At 51.1% G+C, this 18,933-nt stretch carries 15 protein-coding genes; 3 read left to right on the top strand and 12 right to left on the bottom strand.

From position 1 onward, the window contains the following. Nucleotides 1-98: 98 nt before the first annotated feature. Nucleotides 99-1,961 (top strand): MFS transporter, encoded by a 1,863-nt coding sequence (locus tag BZG76_RS04870; RefSeq protein ID WP_077460354.1) that lies wholly within the window; start codon nt 99-101, stop codon nt 1,959-1,961. Here the strand turns inward: BZG76_RS04870 and BZG76_RS04865 are convergent. From BZG76_RS04865 to BZG76_RS04840, 6 genes are read right to left on the bottom strand one after another with little or no spacing between them, the layout of a single operon-like run. Further along, nucleotides 1,958-3,343, bottom strand: coding sequence for an AMP-binding protein (locus BZG76_RS04865; protein ID WP_158011318.1), 1,386 nt, complete (start codon nt 3,341-3,343; stop codon nt 1,958-1,960). The genes BZG76_RS04870 and BZG76_RS04865 overlap by 4 nt on opposite strands. Further along, nucleotides 3,340-4,359, bottom strand: a complete 1,020-nt coding sequence (menC, locus tag BZG76_RS04860) for an o-succinylbenzoate synthase (RefSeq protein ID WP_077460352.1) — start codon at nt 4,357-4,359, stop codon at nt 3,340-3,342. The genes BZG76_RS04865 and menC overlap by 4 nt, the downstream gene beginning before the upstream one ends. Before the next feature lie 8 nt (nt 4,360-4,367). Next, nucleotides 4,368-5,234 (bottom strand): 1,4-dihydroxy-2-naphthoyl-CoA synthase, encoded by an 867-nt coding sequence (gene menB, locus BZG76_RS04855; protein ID WP_077460351.1) that lies wholly within the window; start codon nt 5,232-5,234, stop codon nt 4,368-4,370. Nucleotides 5,235-5,294: 60 nt separating this feature from the next. Beyond that, complete coding sequence (menH, locus tag BZG76_RS04850) at nt 5,295-6,077, bottom strand: 2-succinyl-6-hydroxy-2,4-cyclohexadiene-1-carboxylate synthase (protein ID WP_077460350.1); 783 nt, start codon at nt 6,075-6,077, stop codon at nt 5,295-5,297. Next, nucleotides 6,077-7,846 carry a 2-succinyl-5-enolpyruvyl-6-hydroxy-3-cyclohexene-1-carboxylic-acid synthase gene (gene menD, locus BZG76_RS04845; RefSeq protein WP_077460349.1) on the bottom strand — a complete coding sequence of 590 codons (1,770 nt, stop codon included), beginning with the start codon at nt 7,844-7,846 and terminating at the stop codon, nt 6,077-6,079. Before menD ends, menH begins: the two co-directional genes overlap by 1 nt. Then, complete coding sequence (locus tag BZG76_RS04840; protein WP_158011317.1) at nt 7,846-9,144, bottom strand: isochorismate synthase; 1,299 nt, start codon at nt 9,142-9,144, stop codon at nt 7,846-7,848. The genes menD and BZG76_RS04840 overlap by 1 nt, the downstream gene beginning before the upstream one ends. 292 nt (nt 9,145-9,436) lie before the next feature. Between BZG76_RS04840 and BZG76_RS04835 the strand changes: the two genes are divergently transcribed. Both BZG76_RS04835 and BZG76_RS04830 read left to right on the top strand, forming a co-directional pair. Then, nucleotides 9,437-10,657 carry a pyridoxal phosphate-dependent aminotransferase gene (locus BZG76_RS04835; RefSeq protein WP_021022257.1) on the top strand — a complete coding sequence of 407 codons (1,221 nt, stop codon included), beginning with the start codon at nt 9,437-9,439 and terminating at the stop codon, nt 10,655-10,657. A 76-nt stretch (nt 10,658-10,733) separates the two neighbouring features. Further along, entirely contained in the window at nt 10,734-11,363 is a 630-nt protein-coding gene (locus BZG76_RS04830) for a tRNA-uridine aminocarboxypropyltransferase (protein ID WP_077460348.1), read from the top strand. Here BZG76_RS04830 and BZG76_RS04825 read toward each other — a convergent pair. From BZG76_RS04825 to lon, 6 genes are all read right to left on the bottom strand, one after another. After that, entirely contained in the window at nt 11,353-12,708 is a 1,356-nt protein-coding gene (locus BZG76_RS04825; protein ID WP_021022255.1) for an anti-phage deoxyguanosine triphosphatase, read from the bottom strand. The two genes, BZG76_RS04830 and BZG76_RS04825, sit on opposite strands and share 11 nt — an antisense overlap. Beyond that, nucleotides 12,698-13,300, bottom strand: a complete 603-nt coding sequence (gene yfbR / locus BZG76_RS04820) for a 5'-deoxynucleotidase (RefSeq protein WP_021022254.1) — start codon at nt 13,298-13,300, stop codon at nt 12,698-12,700. Before yfbR ends, BZG76_RS04825 begins: the two co-directional genes overlap by 11 nt. Nucleotides 13,301-13,410: 110 nt before the next feature. Further along, nucleotides 13,411-13,719 (bottom strand): ComEA family DNA-binding protein, encoded by a 309-nt coding sequence (locus BZG76_RS04815; protein ID WP_021022253.1) that lies wholly within the window; start codon nt 13,717-13,719, stop codon nt 13,411-13,413. A gap of 212 nt (nt 13,720-13,931) precedes the next feature. Further along, nucleotides 13,932-15,815, bottom strand: coding sequence for a peptidylprolyl isomerase (gene ppiD / locus BZG76_RS04810; RefSeq protein ID WP_077460347.1), 1,884 nt, complete (start codon nt 15,813-15,815; stop codon nt 13,932-13,934). A 169-nt stretch (nt 15,816-15,984) separates the two neighbouring features. After that, complete coding sequence (hupB, locus tag BZG76_RS04805; RefSeq protein WP_077460346.1) at nt 15,985-16,260, bottom strand: nucleoid-associated protein HU-beta; 276 nt, start codon at nt 16,258-16,260, stop codon at nt 15,985-15,987. A gap of 186 nt (nt 16,261-16,446) precedes the next feature. Beyond that, nucleotides 16,447-18,819: an endopeptidase La gene (gene lon / locus BZG76_RS04800; protein ID WP_077460345.1), complete on the bottom strand. Its 2,373-nt coding sequence runs from the start codon at nt 18,817-18,819 to the stop codon at nt 16,447-16,449. Nucleotides 18,820-18,933 lie beyond the last annotated feature (114 nt).

The following is an 18,933-nucleotide window of genomic DNA, read 5'->3' as shown; positions in this document are numbered from 1 at the left end:
CTACCGTTATGACGGCGCAATCTTTAATGGGTTGCGCCCTCGCCTCGCATTGCTAGTATAACGCGCTGACCGCCTTGCTAAAATGGACCAATGCACTCATGAGCCAACAGTTTCAACTTTTGCGCGAGCGACGCTTTTTGCCTTATTTTATTACTCAGGCACTGGGCGCCTTTAACGACAACGTTTATAAAAACGTATTGGTGATCATGGTCGCGTTTGCCTCCGCAGATCAGCTCCCTATGGATGCCACCTTATTTATCAATGCGGCTGCCGGGCTGTTTATTCTTCCCTTTTTCTTGTTTTCAGCGTTTGCCGGTGAGCTTGCCGATAAACACGATAAAGCGTGGATTATGCGACGAGTAAAGTGGCTGGAAGTGCTGATTATGTCTTGTGCAGCCGTCGCACTGTATGTCCAAGCATGGATCGTCCTCTTGGCTCTCTTGTTTTTAATGGGCACTCAATCGGCCTTTTTCGGTCCGGTGAAATATGCGCTGTTACCGCAAACCTTGAGTGATAAAGAGCTGGTCTCTGGCAATGCGTTGGTGGAAACGGGGACATTTTTATCCATTCTGCTAGGGACATTATTAGCGGGCTTTATCGCCCATCATCCTGATTCCAATCTTATTGCGGGGATTGCGGTACTCGTCTTTGCTTTACTGGGGGTGCTCTCCGCTCATGCTATCCCCCCCGCGCCAGCAGGTAACCCCGGACTCAACTTACGCTACAAACCCGTATCACTGATGCGGCAAACCTTGCGCTTTGCGCGTAAAGATAAGGTAACCCTGCAAGCGATACTAGGCATAAGCTGGTTTTGGTTTTTAGGCGCAAGTTATCTCACACAATTTCCGAAATACACGGCACTGCTCGGGGGTGGTGAAACAGGTGTCTCGTTTTTATTGACGCTATTTTCGATTGGGATCGCGGTCGGCGCATTATTGTGCGACAAACTCTCTGGCCATCGTATCGAACCTGGGATTGTGCCATTGGGCAGCATCGGTTTAACGGTGTTTGGACTGCATCTATTTTTTGCTACTCCGGCCAACCCAACACCTCACGCCGATTTGCTCGCTTTTGTCACCGACCCGGCGTTAACTTGGGTGTTTATTGATCTGCTGATGATCGGCGTTTTTGGTGGCATATTTATTGTGCCCCTGTATAGCTTGATGCAACAACGCGCCGATAAAGCCGCACGTGCGCGTGTGATTGCCGCGAACAATATCTTTAATGCCTTGTTTATGGTGGCCAGTGCCATACTGGGGATCACCATGTTGGTGGTCGTTGAGCTCTCGATTGCGGAATTTTTCCTGTTGCTCACTTCACTCAATCTGGTGGTCGCACTTTACGTCAGTAAGCTCGTGCCTATTTTTGCTCTACGCTTTTTTACCTGGATGATCACGCACACCTTATACCGTGTGACGCACAAAGATCTGCACCATATTCCCGACAAAGGGGGCGCACTGCTGATTTGTAATCATGTCAGTTACATGGATGCCCCTTTACTCGCGGGCGCCTGTCATCGCCCTATACGCTTTGTGATGTTTGAAGACTTATACAAGATCCCGGTTCTCCATTGGTTTTTCCGCACCTCAAAAGTGATCCCCATTAGTCATCGTGGCCGCACAATTCGTACCGCGATGAATGAGATCCAACGTGCGCTGGATAATGGCGAAGTCGTGCTCATTTTCCCTGAAGGACACCTTACTTATGATGGGGAGGTTGATCAGTTCCGCCGGGGTATGGACATGATATTGCAACGCTCACCGGTCCCCGTTGTGCCCCTTGCATTGCAAGGATTGTGGGGCAGTTACTTTAGCCGCCATGGCGGCAAAGCGATGTTAAAGCTTCCAAAACGGTTTTGGTCTAAGGTGACGGTTGCCGCCGGGCCAGCGGTTGAACCTGAGCAAGCAAATGCTGACTATTTGCGTGACGAAGTGATTCGCCTCCAAGAAGATAACGCTTAACTCTTCATATAAGCTTGCGCCCATTGGGCCAAAGCGTGACGAGACGGTTTGATTTGGCCGTCTTGTTGCGTCTCAGGCCAACAAAGGTAATGTGCCGGGCGCTGATACGGCGCCAGTGAGGCACAATGCTCGGCCAACACTCGGGGCGAAAAAGGGCTCGCGCTCTGCACAATGGCTAGTGGGCGATGACCGAATTCGCGATCGACAATCGGGACAACCATCGCTTGCGTCACGCCTTTCAAACGCTGTAAATGCGCTTCGATCGCTTCAGGTTGAACATTCTCGCCGCCGCAAATAAATTGATTATCTAGACGTCCGACAACGCGTAGTACCGACACCGCCTGCTGGGTCTGCCAACGACCGAGATCCCGCGACGCAAGGCCTTGCTCGGCATCTAAGGGGTGTAGCTGGCCCGCTTGCCAATATCCCAAAGCTAACGTCTCACCACGATGGATAATCTCACCATCGTCACGTATCTGCACATCACGATAAGGCAGCGGCGCGCCGACATCATCTTGACCATCGGCACGCTTTAACGTCACGGTTGATGCCGTTTCCGTCATACCATAGCCGCACCAGCAGGCAATGCCCATCGCTTCGGCGTCTTGGGTTAAAGCGGTAGGGATCGCCGCACCGCCTAATAATACATGGGCCAAACGCCGTGGTTCGGCCTCGTCCTTCAATGCGGGCAAGACACGATAGAGCTGGGTTGGGACCAGTGATGCATGGGTCACCCGTTTTAACGCATTGACTAATTGCTCGCCTCGACACGGATAAATGCCAAGCTCCCCCCCGGCTAACAACCAACGCCACACAATGGCAAGACCAGAGACGTGATAAAGCGGTAAAGAAAGCAACCAACGATCCGGCGCTTGAGAGGCACGGACGCCTGTAAACGGTAGCCGCTTGATCAGACCGGCAGCACTGGCAAGATGCTGACGCGCGCCGTGTACCACCGCTTTGGGCGCGCCAGTCGATCCTGACGTCAAGGTAAGGGTTAACGGCATGTCGATATGCCAAGGCGCCATATTGCGTGCCGATTGCGCGTCAGGCACCGATTGGTGAGTGTGGGCCCATCGAAAAGGACCTAGATTATCGAGCACTGCCGTTTGTACATCCGCACTTAATGCCTGATTTAACACCAAGGTTTGTTTACCGGCTTGCCAAGCAGCCAACAAGGTGACCACCAAAGACTGCAGGGCATCGTGGCTATTTAATACCACCACTGGCGCATCATTGAACGTCCGATGCTGGGCATCGACTAAAGCACGCAACGCCTGCCATGTGAGGGGGGTCTCGCTATCTATCGCGATGGCATCAGGCGCGTCAGCCGCCCAGTAACGCCACGGCCAGGTGTTAAAAGCAAAGCATGGCGACGTCACAAGGTATTGACCCAAATTAACGGCTGGTCATCGAGAGGAATCAAAGGCTGATTGGCGCCAGGCCAGGTTCGATCCAGCTGTTGTTCAAACACGCCCAAGGTATCGAGCCCAGGCATAACATTCGGGGTGAGCGAGCTGGCAACGCGCGATAATTGCGTCAGTCCCAAGCTGGTTTCAAGTGATGAGCTAATAACGGCTATTTTACCGAGTGCGTGTGCGCGTGTAACGGATTGATTCACCTGCGCGAAATCACCCATCATTGTTGGTTTGATCACCCAAGTCCTTACATGATCACTTTCTTTTAACCCTGTGTCGTCGCTATCTCGCAAGGTTTCATCCCATGCTAATGGCACCCCTAATGCCTCTGCTTGAGCAAGAGACTGATAAGGATCACAACAGGGCTCTTCAATCCAGCTTATTCGCGCTTGATGCGCCTGACTCAGACCACACCAAAAGGCCGCAAGTTGTTCAGGCCGCCAACGACGATTGGCATCAAGACGCAACCTAAGGTGAGGAATGGCATCGAGCAACGTGGTCACCATTAAGCGATCACGCGCCACTTCATACTCACCCACTTTAACTTTGGCTTCATCGGATGGATCATCCGAGTGCGGGCCACCCGAATGCGGGCCATCCGACACATGTCCCAGTGCGGCGAATAGCGCGTCCGGATCCCCGGTACACACGGGCACCGTCTGAAACGAGGACGGGGTCGGCAAGCGTTGATCCAATTCCGCTTGGGCAATGCTTAACCCCCATGCAACCGAAGGTGGCAATTGGGGCATGGCGATATTACGGTGATCACACCAAACAGCAGTCGCGGCAATCAGAGCGTGCCGTGCTTCGGCGAAGGTTTCCTGACTAAACCCAGGCAAAGGGGCAATTTCGCCCCACCCGCGTTGTGCGCCTTCGCTTAATTCCACCACCAAGCCTTCACGCTGGGTTAAACGCTGGTCACGTAAAAATAGACCGGCAGTGACCGGCAAGGTGTATTGATATATCCGAGCCTGTCTCATAAAGACCTCTATGGATTGCGTGGGAAACGATCAAACTCTGGCCGACGTTTCTCGTTAAAGGCATTTCGCCCTTCTTGCCCTTCGTCGGTCATGTAAAACATCATGGTGGCGTTGCCGGCTAATTCTTGAAGCCCGGCTTGACCATCGCAATCGGCATTGAGTGCCGCTTTTAAACACCGCAATGCCATTGGGCTATGCTGCAGCACCTCGCGACACCAGCGTACGGTCTCTCGCTCGAGCTCGTCCAAGGGCACCACTGTGTTGACCAGTCCCATGTCCAACGCTTCTTGCGCATTGTAAAAACGGCAAAGGAACCAGATTTCACGCGCTTTTTTCTGCCCCACAATCCGCGCCATATAAGAGGCACCCCAGCCGCCGTCGAAACTGCCTACTTTGGGGCCTGTTTGACCAAATTGGGCGTTATCGGCCGCAATGGTTAGATCACACATCATATGCAGAACATGACCACCACCGACAGCATAACCGGCAACCGCGGCAATCACAGGTTTGGGACAGGTACGGATCTGACGCTGAAAGTCGAGCACATTCAGGTGATGAGTGCCTTCGTCGTCTTGATAGCCGCCATAATCACCACGTACCGATTGATCGCCCCCAGAGCAAAATGCTTTTTCGCCTAAACCGGTCAGAATGATCACGCCTACTCGGCTGTCATAGCGCGCATCGGCGAGCGCTTGCATCATTTCTTTAACGGTTTGCGGACGAAACGCATTACGAACCTGAGGGCGGTTAATGGTGATACGCGCAATACCATCGGCAGATTTGTGATACAAAATATCGCTAAACATTAGCTCAGTCGGCATCCAGTCAATGGGTGCATACAGTTCTTGTTCGGTCATTCCCGGCGTTACAGCCATGGCTTTCCCCTTAATTGGTTGATGGGGTACAAGGCCCCGAAAATTGGAAGATAAAAATCGTCACGCTGATAACCGATCGTTATCTGATAGCACCTGCACAAACGACGACGGATTGGCCCAATGACAATTATGTCCCGCCCCTTTTATCAAAGTGAAGGGGATCCCGGTTGTGCGCTGTAGCGAGTGGGCCAACGAGATAAACTTAGGATCTTGCTCCCCACAAAGGTAGTCAATCGACAACCCTTGTCGCAACGCATCACCTAATGCGGGACGCAGATCAGCTTGCCGACCGAGCGATGTGGCATCGAGCATAGCGGCAATCGCGGGCCCATGGTTGTCACCACGCACTGTCATCAGTTTGGCGCGCTGCGTCGCATCAAGGGATTGAAACACCGATTGCTGATACCAATCGTTTAATACCATCGAGAGCGGCTCATGCGTAAAGCGCTGAGCCCAGGCTTGATCGTGGGCCAACCGTTGATGACGTTCATGGCGATGCAGTAAACCAGGGTGTCCCGCTTCGAGGAATACACCCTGCCAACGAGCTGGATACGCGGTGGCTAAATGCATCGCGATGCGTGCACCAAGCGAATACCCCACTAAATACACTGGCTGATTCCCCCACACCTGGTCACAGGTCTGGCGCACCGCGTCGACAGTAGTGGTAAAATCAACGCTTGGACAATCAACACTGTCACCATGGCCGGGTAAATCAAGACAGAGCCAGTGACAGGCTTTTAAGCGCGAGGTAACACCTTGCCAATCTTGTTGACTCCCCAGCAAACCGTGCAAAAAAACCACCTTGGGACCGTCCACCTTGCCCCCCTGCTGATACCCCAACATCACCCCTCCTGCGCTGCCATATTGGCAAGTTGCTCTGTTAAGATTTTCCCCGCTTCACCCGCGGGCGTCACCACTTCAATCACATCAGTCCCTGGTGTATTAAACGCTTGGACGAGCGCAGCAGCGAGATCAGATTCGCAGGTTGGTTGTTGATAGTTCAAGGAAAACTGCGCGGCAACCTGCTCAAAGCGCAGACCGTGCGGCATGCGATAATAGGCGTCACAAAGCTGCGGATCGACTGGCAAGGAATCAAAAATGCCGCCGCCATTGTTATTGAGGATAAGCATGGCTGCCGGGGCAGCCGTCTCGCGCCATAGCGCAAGACTATTAAGATCGTAAAGCGCGCTCGTGTCGCCAAGCACCACCAGCATCGGCTGACGTCGGCATCGCTGAACGCCTGCAGCGCAGGCAAATAGCCCGTCAATGCCTGACGCACCGCGATTGGCAAACACCGGATAGGCGCCAAGTTGCGACCAAATATCCGCCAAACGAATCGCTAGGCTGTTGCCGATAAAAATATCGATGTGCTCGGGAAGCATCGTGGGTAATTGTTGAAATAAGCGGTGCTCTGACAGCAATGAGGGAGAGAGCCTGTCAGTCGCTTTCTCCATCTGTGCTAGCGCCTCATTCGTCAATGTTTGTTGCCAAACAAGGGGCGAGTCCGCCGACGCAGTGAGCTCTTCAGACGTTGAGCACGCCGCACTCACCTGGTCAGTCAGTGCATCAAGCCATAACGACCAGTGGCGCTTGTCGACAACACACTGTTCAACCGCCCGATGATGAGGGTCAAGTGGCTGCGCGTTATCCGTCACCAACCAATATTGCGCCGAGGTTTGCGCCAACCATTGTCCCAAGCGTTTTGACACTAAACGCCCGCCGAGCTGGATCACCCATTGCGCCTGAGACAACTGCGCCTGCAAGCTGGGATGGTTTAACCAAAGATCGTAGCCAGGTGCCGTGCTCGTGATGCCCGATTGCGGGTCGGCTAATACCACCGCATTCAGCGCTGTGGCTAAGCGGTTAACCGATGCTGATAATCCGTGCGGCAGCGCACCCGCCACAATCACCGTTTTTACGCGGCGCTCGGATGGCAAACTGGGCGGGAGGCTATCTCGCTCTATCGGCGTAGAAAACCGTCCATGATGGCGCGTATAGCTTTGTTGGCTTTGATACCAGTTAGCAATCGGCGCACGGATCTCAGCCTCAAGCGCTGCATCTCGTTCGCCATAGAATGGCTCTCGAAACGGGCAATTAATATGCACACTGCCACCACGTGCCGCTTGATGGGCAAGCACCTGATCCACCTTGGTCAATAAAGCACTCAGTGGCATCCCCGCGTCTGGCGTAGGTAAATCCAGTTGGGCAGTAACATGGGACGAAAACAGATCGCGCTGCACAATCGCTTGGTTCGCCCCGCAATCGACCAATTCAAACGGACGATCTGCAGACAGAATAATTAATGGCTCACCGGTTAACCCGCTCTCGACTACCGCAGGCAAACAATTCGCCACCGCGGTTCCAGAAGTGACAATCACCGCCACCGGTGCCTGTCCGGCTTTGGCTAGGCCTAAGGCAAGATAACCAAGACCACGTTCATCAAAGTGACAATGTAAGGTCACCGGACGCTGGGGATGCTGACTTTGTTTCACGGCGGCCAGTGTGAGCGGCGTCGATCGCGATCCTGGGGCAATACAAATATGTTTGACGCCCAAGCGCGATAACTCGTCGATAAGGGTTTCGGCCCATATATGCGTGAGTGTCAGCGACATTAACACACTCCAACAATGGCGTCGTCGTGCTCGTGGGCATGACGATAAGGGAGACACTGACGCATGGTCGTCAGTTTGTTATCTAACTCTTGCCACTCAGCCTCAGGATCAGAGCCGGGAACAATTCCTGCCCCCGCAAATAAATCCACCGTATTATCGGTCAATTGCGCGCTTCGGATCGCCACACAAAATTGGCTTTCACGTTGTGAAATATAGCCCACGGCTCCACTGTAACGACCGCGTGTGATCCCTTGTTCGGCGAGAAACGCGCGGGCCGTATCACGAGGAAGTCCCGCCACCGCAGCAGTCGGTTGAAGCGCGCCCAAGATCACACTGTCATCGACACCAGGACCAACGATGGCACTAATACGACGACGCAAATGCTGAAGATGACGGAGCACAATCAAATGGGGTTCAGGATCAACGGTAATCGTTAACGAATGACGCCGTAAGCCGGCAAAAATATCATCAACGACCAACTGATTCTCATGAACGTTTTTACTGTCGTTTAGCAACCACTCACCGAGATGATGATCTTCACTAAAGCTCGCGCCGCGACGTACGGTGCCCGCGACCGCTTCTGTGGTCACGCGACAATCTCGACGCCGATAGAGTCGCTCTGGGGTCGATCCGACAAAAGCATCTTCAGGTCCCGTTGCGAACAGAAAATGGAAACTCTCGCTGTTATGTTGTTGGCTGTGGCTAAGAAGCTGTCCACCGCTCACCGCCCCGTCCAAGGTTAAACGGGTTTGCCGCGCAAGCACCACTTTTTTCAGCTCAGTGTGGGCCATGTTTGACAATGCACGCGTCACCGAGTGACACCATTGATGATGGTTTGGGGTATGTACTTCTTGACGGATCCGTCCAGCCATCGGCGCGAGGGGTCGGCCTTGCCAGATAATTTGGCTGAGAATAGCTTGGCTGTCGGTTTCAGCGATAAGATTGACACAAAGCTGCCACTGCTTATCGCGACGAATAAGCTCCACCACGGGAAGAAAGAAATCACCACTGCCTGGTGTATCATCAAACGCAACGCATCCCCAGATTCGCTGCTCGGGTAATAAGCTAGCCTGCGCCTGCTGAATTTGCGTAAACTGACGACAAGCGCCCAGTACTAGCACCTCTTCCCGGCCATCACGCGACTGCCAATAGCTTTTCGGGTAGACAGGCTGGGCGTCTAGCCACGCAATCGGTGATAAATCTCCTGGCCAAGTAAAATCGGTTTGCAACTGTGTTGGCGCTTGACTGATCGCCAACTGGCTTTGCAAGTGATTGGCCGCTTGAATCAAGGTAGTCACGACATCCTCCAACCGCCTAGGCGGCAGTCCTATTCGCAAGTCTGTACCTGCTGCTATTTATGTAGCACGTTATTCTTGCTTGTCAGTCTAACCTGTCAGGGCATAAGACAAATATGCGCTAGATCAGTCTTCGGTTAAAATTGGCTGATTTTTTGCCGACACAAGCGAAACAGCACTCGATTCAACCAATGCTTATCAAATCGATCAACCATCTTTCGAAGAGGGTGAGAAATAGTGTAAGTTACTTAAAAAGCCTAATAACCATTTTCACCTTTGATTGACAGGAAGGGTAATGCAACCAATCGGTATGTCCGCCAAGCTGGATAATGTCTGTTATGACATTCGCGGCCCAGTGATGAAAGAAGCCAAACGGCTAGAAGAGGAAGGCCACCGGATTTTAAAGCTCAATATCGGCAATCCTGCGCCGTTTGGTTTTGATGCCCCAGACGAAATCCTGGTCGATGTGATCCGGAATTTGCCGACCTCGCAAGGATATTGTGATTCGAAAGGCCTTTATTCAGCCCGAAAAGCCGTTGTACAGCACTACCAAAAGCGCGGCTTGATGGATCTGGATGTCGAAGATGTCTACCTGGGCAATGGCGCCTCCGAACTGATCGTCATGGCCATGCAAGCGTTACTGAATAATGGTGATGAGCTACTCGTGCCCTCGCCGGATTATCCACTTTGGACAGCCGCAGCATCGTTATCAGGCGGTAATCCGGTCCACTATCTGTGTGATGAGGAGTCTGATTGGTATCCAGATTTAGACGATATCAAGCGCAAAATTACGCCAAAGACTCGCGGACTGGTGCTGATTAACCCCAATAACCCGACCGGCGCCGTCTATAGCCGTGACTTTTTGTTGCAGGTTGTCGAGCTGGCCCGCCAGCATAATTTGATCATTTTTGCCGACGAGATTTACGATAAAATTCTCTATGACGGGGCGCAGCATTATTCTATCGCTACCCTGGCTCCCGATGTGCTTTGTTTGACCTTTAACGGTTTGTCTAAAGCCTATCGAGTCTGTGGTTTTCGTGCCGGTTGGATGCTCGTGACCGGGCCCAAACAGCATGCGCGCGGTTATATCGATGGGCTTGAAATGCTGGCGTCGATGCGCCTGTGTGCCAACGTACCGATGCAGCATGCGATTCAAACTGCGCTCGGCGGCTATCAAAGCATTAACGAATTGATCCTGCCGGGCGGTCGATTACTGGAGCAGCGCGACAAAGCCTATGAGCTGATCAATCAGATCCCTGGTGTCAGTTGTAAAAAACCCAAGGGAGCATTGTATTTGTTTCCTAAAATCGACACCAAGCGCTACAGCATCCATAACGACGAAAAGCTGATGCTCGACTTTTTGTTGCAAGAAAAAGTCCTCATGGTGCACGGCACCGGCTTTAACTGGCAACAGCCGGACCATTTCCGGTTAGTCACGCTCCCGCGGGTGGATGATTTGGAAATGGCAATCAGTCGTTTTGAGCGTTTTCTCTGCGGTTATAGCCAAGCCACCTAACGGCTTAATCGACCTTGCGTTTATTATCAAGCAGCGGTAAAACGCTGCTTGATTCCGTTATTAAACAGTGACCATCATGTCTCGATACTGCTCATCTTGCCATAAAGCGAAAGCCATTTGCGTATGCGATGCCATTACACCAATCACCAATACAATCCCGGTGATTATCTTGCAGCATCCCGATGAAGTCGCGCACCCGAAAAACAGTGCTTGTTTACTCGCGTTAGCATTAGAGCATTGTGAGCGCTGGATAGGAGAAGATTTTAGCGAGCACCGCGCGCTGAATGAAAAGCTCGCACGGTCCCAGCGCCGCTATGCAGTGTTATATCCGGGCGAGCATGCTATCGCTCTATCATCGCTGACCAAGCCATTAGCATCAGCCAAAGAAAGCGACCGCGAGATACCATGGGGGATCATATTACTCGACGGAACATGGAAAAAAGCTTACAAACTGTATCAGTTATCAAAGAATCTCCATGATTTACCCACAGTCAAGATTACCACCATGCCACCGAGCCAATACACCATCCGCAAAAGTAGTAAGCCAGGGGCCCTTTCGACCCTAGAGGCCGGATTTGCTGCACTGAGTGAGTTAAGTGGTGATCGTGAACATTATCAGCCCTTACTCACAAGCTTTGAGGCGATGATCGAACGCCAGCTTGCCTTTATGCCGGCATCATCCAATCATCCCCGTCCTAGCGAATAGCGTACAAAGGACCGTTGCTCGCGGCGGTAAACATGGTGCTGTGTAGCTTCTGAGCAAAACTGTCTGTCATCGACGATAAGTAATCGGCAATCACGCGCATGCCCGACTCCCCTGCGGTTTGTGCTGTTAACCAATCTTGTCGATAGTCTTTAGGCAACAGGCGCTCGGGATCAGAGGCAAAGGCGTCAAACAACTCCATCACCAATTGCTGACCTTTATACTCAACCACCTGAAGCTCAGGCTGCTTCACTACAAATTCACTGACAAATCGCTTCAGTACCTCCAGTACGCCAGCCATCACCTCGGTTAGATAGGCGTTCCAGGCTAACAAAGGAGACGTAAAGCGGTAGGTACCATCTTGAACCGTCGGGGCCACCTCGACGGAGGTTAATAAGGTGTTGACCAAGGCCCCGATCGCATCTTTGCGCTCATACGGAGGACCGAACATTTGTTCGCTCAGTTCACCAATATTGGCTTCTAACCAAGGATCGCCGCATTCAGCGATATAACTTGCCACGGCCTCTTGCCACTGCTCACGGGTGACCAATCCCATTACAATTGCATCTTCCAGATCATGGACACCATAAGCGATGTCATCCGCTAACTCCATAATGGAGCAATCCAACGACTTATAACGCGTCTTGCGATGCTGGTCAGCAGGCGTGTTATCTCTGAACGTCAAAAATAACGCCCGATCGGCGGCACTGAACGGCTCAAGCACCCAGTTTCGGCGTACACTGTCATGATCATAAATACCTTTAGCAGGTTGCCAATCACGCGCTTTGAGATGACGAAAATCGCTGACAGGCGTTGGCTGTGAACCATTGTGTGCGGCGCTGATAAACGCGGGGTATTTCATTACGCCCAGCAAAGTGCGACGCGCCAAGTTCATGCCATGATGTTGGGTATAAGGTTCAAGCAGCGTCACGATCCGAAATGTCTGGGCATTGCCTTCGAAGCCACCGTCGTTTCGCATCATATAATTTAATGCCACTTCACCACCGTGCCCGTATGGCGGGTGGCCAATGTCATGGGCAAGACATAAGCTTTCCATCAGCCCAGTGGACGGTAAAAGTGGCCGAAACTCAGGCTGTCTTTCTTTAAGCTGCGCAACAATGCCGGTGCCAATTTGTGACACCTCGAGCGAGTGGGTTAAACGGGTGCGATAAAAGTCGCTATGCTCAGCCCCCAACACCTGTGTTTTGGCTTGTAAGCGGCGAAATGCGGCTGAATGTAAAATACGCGCACGGTCACGCTGATAAACGGTACGCTTATCATGACGGCGCTTCTTGTTCTCATTGCTCATCTGGCGTGTTTGCCAGGTATCTGGTAGTTCAAAATCCATCGTCACTGATCTCATCCAGCGATAAGGTGAAGCTATCCACGAAGGTGGCCATAAAATAATCGGTGGCTGGAGAACGACGCTTTTCTAGTGATGCTTCAAGTCGCTTCTTGGCTTGCTCAAATTCATGGTTACCGGCGGCGATTTCTTCCAAACACTTTAAGTAAGCACATAAAATATCCGCTTGTTTCACCAACAAATAATCATCTGGATCAATATGGTCTGAATCAATTAACCCGCTGTATTCATCCTGCAGCTCTGGCGGCAGCATGGCGATCAACTTTTTCTCCGCCATTTTCTCGATTTTTTTATATTCAGCGGCAATCGACGGATTAAAGTATTTGACCGGGGTGGGTAAATCGCCTGTGATGACTTCGCTACAGTCATGAAACATCGCCAGTACCGCAATACGTTCTGGCTGGTACTGCCCTTCAAAACGTTTATTGTGAATAAGCGCTAAGGCGTGGGCGACAAACGCGACTTGTAAACTGTGTTCAGAGATATTTTCGACGGAAACATTGCGCATCAAAGGCCAACGGTAAATCAGCTTCATCCGGGCAAGATGAGCAAAAAAGTGACTTTGTTTGTGAGTCATTGCGTCCTGCTACTTTCCTACAACCAGATTTCATTGTGTGCATTCCGGCCGGCAGACACAAGGATTATTCGCGCAAAGACGGTGACGCCTTTGCGCTGAACTCTCCATCACTATGACGACACGTTAATTCGGTCGCGGTTTTTCTCCAGTGTCGATGCGCCAATGCCTTTTACTTCGACTAAATCGTCTGGTGAGGCGAACTTTCCGTGTTTCTGGCGATAGTCGACGATGGCTTTCGCTTTGGCAGGGCCAATACCGCGGAGCTGCTCTGAGAGGATTTGTACACTGGCAGTGTTAATATCCACCGAGCGCGTCTCAACCTGTTCAGAGGACTGAGACGCATCTTGACTGGCGCTTAGCACAGTGGGCGCAGTCACTAGTGCCAACACAAATAGAATACTGGATAGTAGGTGTTTCATTTTTGATCTCCATGTCATCAATATCGCCGACACGGTAAATCACTGTTTGCGCCTTTTCATGTCCCCGCAAACAGAAAAACGACGCAGGACAAAATCCTAGCGTCGTTTTTCTATTTTCACACAAACGAATGCGAGAGACGTCTAACTCTCTGCGATCCTGTTAAGCGCTCACGCTGAGCGCTTTCTCGCGTTTAAACGCTCACTGCACTCGCTTATTGTTGTGCGTCAACCTCTGCATAAGTCACATCCACTTGCTCACGCAGCGCTTCGAGTGTGGCAGACAAAGACATATTGCTCATCGCACGTGCAACGCGATCGGCCATTTGGCTTTGTGGGCTAATGTCTGGCATCGCAGGGTTAATCACGTTATCCAGCGCAACCACCACAATATCGCCCTGACGGTTCTGCGTCACCCCATAACTTGCGCCTGTTTCGTTAGGCTGAGGCAACGAGAAAGCGAGCTCCGACACCGCTTGCTGCTGAGAAACACGATTGATCACTTGCGCATCACTGAACACATAATCACCCTGATCTAGCGTACCGGTCTGCTCAAGTTGCGCGACCAATTGGTCCGCTTTTTCTTGCGCCTGCTGACGGCCTTTTTCTGCCGCGAGCGTCGCCTGCACCTGGTTTTTTACTTCGGCAAAACTCAATTGCTTTTCAGGCTTCACGTCGTCGAGACGCACCACAATCGCGTGCTCACCTGACAGCTCAATCAGCTCAGAGTTAAGGCCATTTTCACGCACATCATAGCTATCAAGCGCTTGCTGGATTTGAGGGCGCGCCATTAAGCCTTGGGCATTATCGAGCGCAAAGTAATCCGTAAACTGCACCTTCGTATTCACCGCCTCTGCGGCTGGCTCAAGGCCATTCGCCTCTTCAAACGCCACTTCAGCCAGTTGCGTTGACTGCGCATAGAAACGATCCGCCGCTTGCTCTTGTTGCAGAGCAAGACGAATGTCGTCTTTTACGTCAGACAATGGCGTAACATCGGCTGGGTCAATATCATCTAAGCGAATGATATGATAGCCGAAATCAGATTTAACTAAGCCACTAATATCGCCTTTTTGCGCCAGTGCGTAAGCGGCTTTTTCAAACGCAGGATCCATCGCACCGGGTTCAATCCAATCCAATGATCCGTTTTGCTCGGCACTAAAGGTGTCATCAGAGGCTTCCTTGACCAAGGTCGCAAACGCTTCACCTTGATTGAGGCGATCTAACGCTTGTTGAGCACGAGCTTTGGCGTCGTCTCCTGTTCCTTCAATTAAGATGTGGCTAACCTTACGGCGCTCTTGTGAGCCATACTGAGACTGGTTGTCTTGGTAGTAAGTGGCGATGTCTTCATCCGTGACTTGAATGTCACTGGCTAGCCCTTCACCGGTTAATTCCACATACGCAACTTTCACCATACGTGGCTGAATATAATCATCACGATTCGCTTGGTAATAGGCTTCCAGCTCCTCATCCGTTAACGACACCTGGTTGGCAAAGTCCTCAACTGGCAAGGTTAAAGTGCGCACTTCACGGCTCTGTGCTTCGAGACGGTATAAGTTTTCCAGTTCGCTAGGTAATACGAATGCAGTTGTTTGTAAGCCATTGACCAACTGCTGGCGCATTAAATCCGTGCGCATATAGTTAGCAAATTCATCTGCACTCATACCGGTTTGACGCAATGCCGCTTGATAACGCTCGTTATTAAACTGACCCGCCTGACGGAATTGAGGCATGGCACGGATCGCCGCTTTCACTTGTGCGTCACTGACGCGTAATCCTAATTCACTGGCTTCGTGCTCTAAAAGCAAGTCATTCACCATACGATCAAGAATATTTTGGCGAAAACGTTTTACGTATTCGGGGTTACCGAGAAGCTGATTGAATTGCTCGCCCGCTTGTTGCTGCATACGTGCACGCTCATTTTGATACGCGCGATCCAGTTCCGCTCGGCTAATTTCTTTATCACCGACGGTTGCAGCAGGCGGTGTAGATCCACCGGCCAGATAACTACCGACACCGGCAAAAGCAAAGGAAAAGATAATAAGGCTTAAAATGATCTTAACCGGAAGACTATTGGTGCCTTCGCGTATACGTTCCATCATAACGGGCCGGTACTCCAACTGGTTTGGACTGGTTGTTTTTCAACTAAAAAGGCGCATCTTTTGATGCGCCTTTACGCTCTTGTGCACCGAATTATACGCGGTTGTTAGTGGCTTTGCAGCTCCAACACCCTGTCAAACGCGAATAATTCGGCACGACCTCACGTGATAATTACTCGTTTACCGCGTCTTTTAACGCTTTACCGGCTTTAAAGCCCGGTACTTTTGCAGCGGCGATATCAATTTCAGCACCGGTTTGCGGGTTACGTCCCTTACGTGCGGCACGTTCGCGCACTGAGAAGGTACCAAAACCGACGAGTGCGACTTGATCACCTGACTTGAGTGTGTCAGAGACAGAGTCTACGAACGCATCCAGTGCTCGCCCCGCCGAGGCTTTAGAAATATCAGCACTCTCTGCAATATGATCAATCAGTTCCGACTTATTCACTTTTTCATCCCCTTAAATAACTTCTCCGCAAATCCTATGCGCATTGCGGTTTCAATAACAGACGCTTTGTCGACGCAAGACGTTGTAAGCAACTGCCTGCCCCATGCAGACAGTACGCCAGAGCAACGTTAGCGAGCAAAAAAAACGCTGACAAGCCTTTTGCGGTCTGTCAGCGTTTTACGTTGCTTAATTTTGCTGCATGTCACTCTTTTCAGCGTCAACCAGCTCAATCCCAAGCGGATTATTCACTAATGCAATGGTTAACACGTCATCAATCCATCGTACTGGATGAATCGATAATTCTTCTTTCACATTGGCTGGAATGTCTTCCAAGTCACGCTCATTTTCTTTTGGAATCACCACCGTTTTGATCCCACCGCGCCGTGCCGCTAGCAGCTTCTCTTTCAATCCACCAATCGGAAGCACTTCGCCGCGCAGCGTGATTTCGCCAGTCATCGCTACGTCGGAGCGCACTGAGTTACCCGTGAGGCTTGAGACCAAAGCTGTACACATCGCGATGCCCGCGCTGGGGCCGTCTTTCGGTGTCGCACCTTCTGGAACGTGCACATGGATGTCACGCTTTTCATAGAAGTCGCTATTAATCCCCAACTTATCGGCTCGGCTACGCACCACTGTCATGGCCGCTTGCACCGATTCTTGCATCACATCACCCAATGAGCCGGTATGTGTCAGTTTACCTTTACCAGGCATGGACTCGGTTTCAATCGTTAACAGATCACCGCCCACTTCGGTCCAAGCGAGACCGGTAACTTGACCGATACGATTTTGCTCATCGGCTTTACCATAATCGAAGCGACGCACACCCAAATAGTCGGATAGATTGTCATTGGTTACCGTGACTTGCGTTAGGTCTTTATCGAGCAAAATTTCTTTAACCGTTTTACGGCACAGCTTAGAAATTTCACGCTCTAGATTACGCACGCCCGCTTCACGAGTGTAGTAACGAATAATGCCGATAATCGCCGAGTCTTCGATAGTGATCTCGTGCGGCTTCAAACCATTCCGTGAAACTTGTTTATCCACTAAATGACGCTTGGCAATATTCAATTTTTCATCTTCGGTGTAACCCGATAGACGAATCACTTCCATCCGATCCAACAATGGGCCAGGGATATTCATCGAGTTCGATGTTGCTACAAACATTACATCAGAAAGGTCATAGTCCACTTCTAAGTAATGATCGTTGAAGGCGTTATTTTGTTCGGGATCCAACACTTCTAACAACGCAGAGGAAGGGTCGCCACGCATGTCAGAGGAGACCTTATCGATCTCATCCAACAAAAATAGTGGGTTACGCACGCCAACTTTTGACATTTTCTGGATCAATTTACCGGGCAACGAACCGATGTAGGTACGACGGTGACCTCGGATTTCCGCTTCATCGCGAACCCCGCCCAGTGCCATACGGGTATATTTACGTCCCGTCGCCCGAGCGATAGATTGCCCCAAAGACGTTTTACCGACCCCCGGAGGACCGACTAAACAAAGAATCGGACCTTTTAGTTTTTTCATCCGATTTTGAACCGCAAGATACTCCAAAATCCGGTCTTTGACACGCTCAAGGCCGTAATGATCGGCATTCAATACTTCTTCAGCGCGCGCTAAATCTTTCTTCACTTTCGAGCGTTTCGCCCAAGGTACGCTGATCATCCAGTCAATATAACTGCGCACCACTGTGGCTTCGGCAGACATCGGCGACATCATTTTAAGCTTTTGCAGTTCTTGCTCGGTTTTTTCCCGTGCTTCCTGCGGCATTTTTGATTCTTCGATTTTCTGCTTCAGCGTTTCAAACTCATCCGGCGCATCGTCTAGCTCACCCAGTTCTTTCTGGATGGCCTTCATTTGCTCGTTGAGATAATACTCGCGCTGGCTTTTTTCCATCTGTTTTTTGACGCGACCACGGATCCGCTTTTCGACTTGCAGCAAGTCAATCTCAGATTCCATCATCGTCATCAGATATTCTAGACGCTCGGAAATATCAACAAGCTCAAGAACTTGTTGCTTATCTTCAAGCTTAAGCGGCATATGGGCCGCAATGGTATCAGCGAGACGGGCCGCCTCTTCAATCCCATTTAGCGACGTCAGCACTTCCGGCGGAATCTTTTTATTGAGCTTAATAAAGCCTTCAAACTGGCTGATCGCCGTCCGTACCAGAACTTCTTGCTCGCGCTCATCCAAACTTGGCGTGGTTAGATAATCAGCTTGCGCGGTGAAGAAATCGTCTTCACTAAACTGGTCAATACTTGCACGCTGCATCCCTTCGACCAGAACTTTTACCGTTCCGTCTGGAAGTTTAAGAAGCTGTAGGATGGTTGCTACCGTACCAACGGTATATAAATCTGAGATACTTGGGTCATCGGTTGCCGCATCTTTTTGCGCCACCAATAGAATCTGCTTATCGTTGTCCATCGCCGCTTCAAGGCAGCGTATCGACTTTTCCCTTCCCACAAAGAGCGGGATCACCATGTGAGGATAAACCACCACATCCCGAAGTGGCAGCACCGGAATGTCAATGCGCTCGGAACGCTCCAAGTTCATATGCTTCTCTCTTCCGTTCAATCTGATTAAGAGTATATGGGGTCTGTTGGACAGGTTTCAACGGCTCAACCGTCAGAAAATAAAAAAGGGAGTGATAACTCCCTTTTTTATTTA

The sequence above is a fragment of the Salinivibrio sp. AR647 genome, from assembly GCF_001995415.1.
GTDB classification, from domain to species: domain Bacteria; phylum Pseudomonadota; class Gammaproteobacteria; order Enterobacterales; family Vibrionaceae; genus Salinivibrio; species Salinivibrio costicola.
Note: the sequence above shows the minus strand (reverse complement) of the source record. Positions and strands in the feature narration are given on the sequence as shown.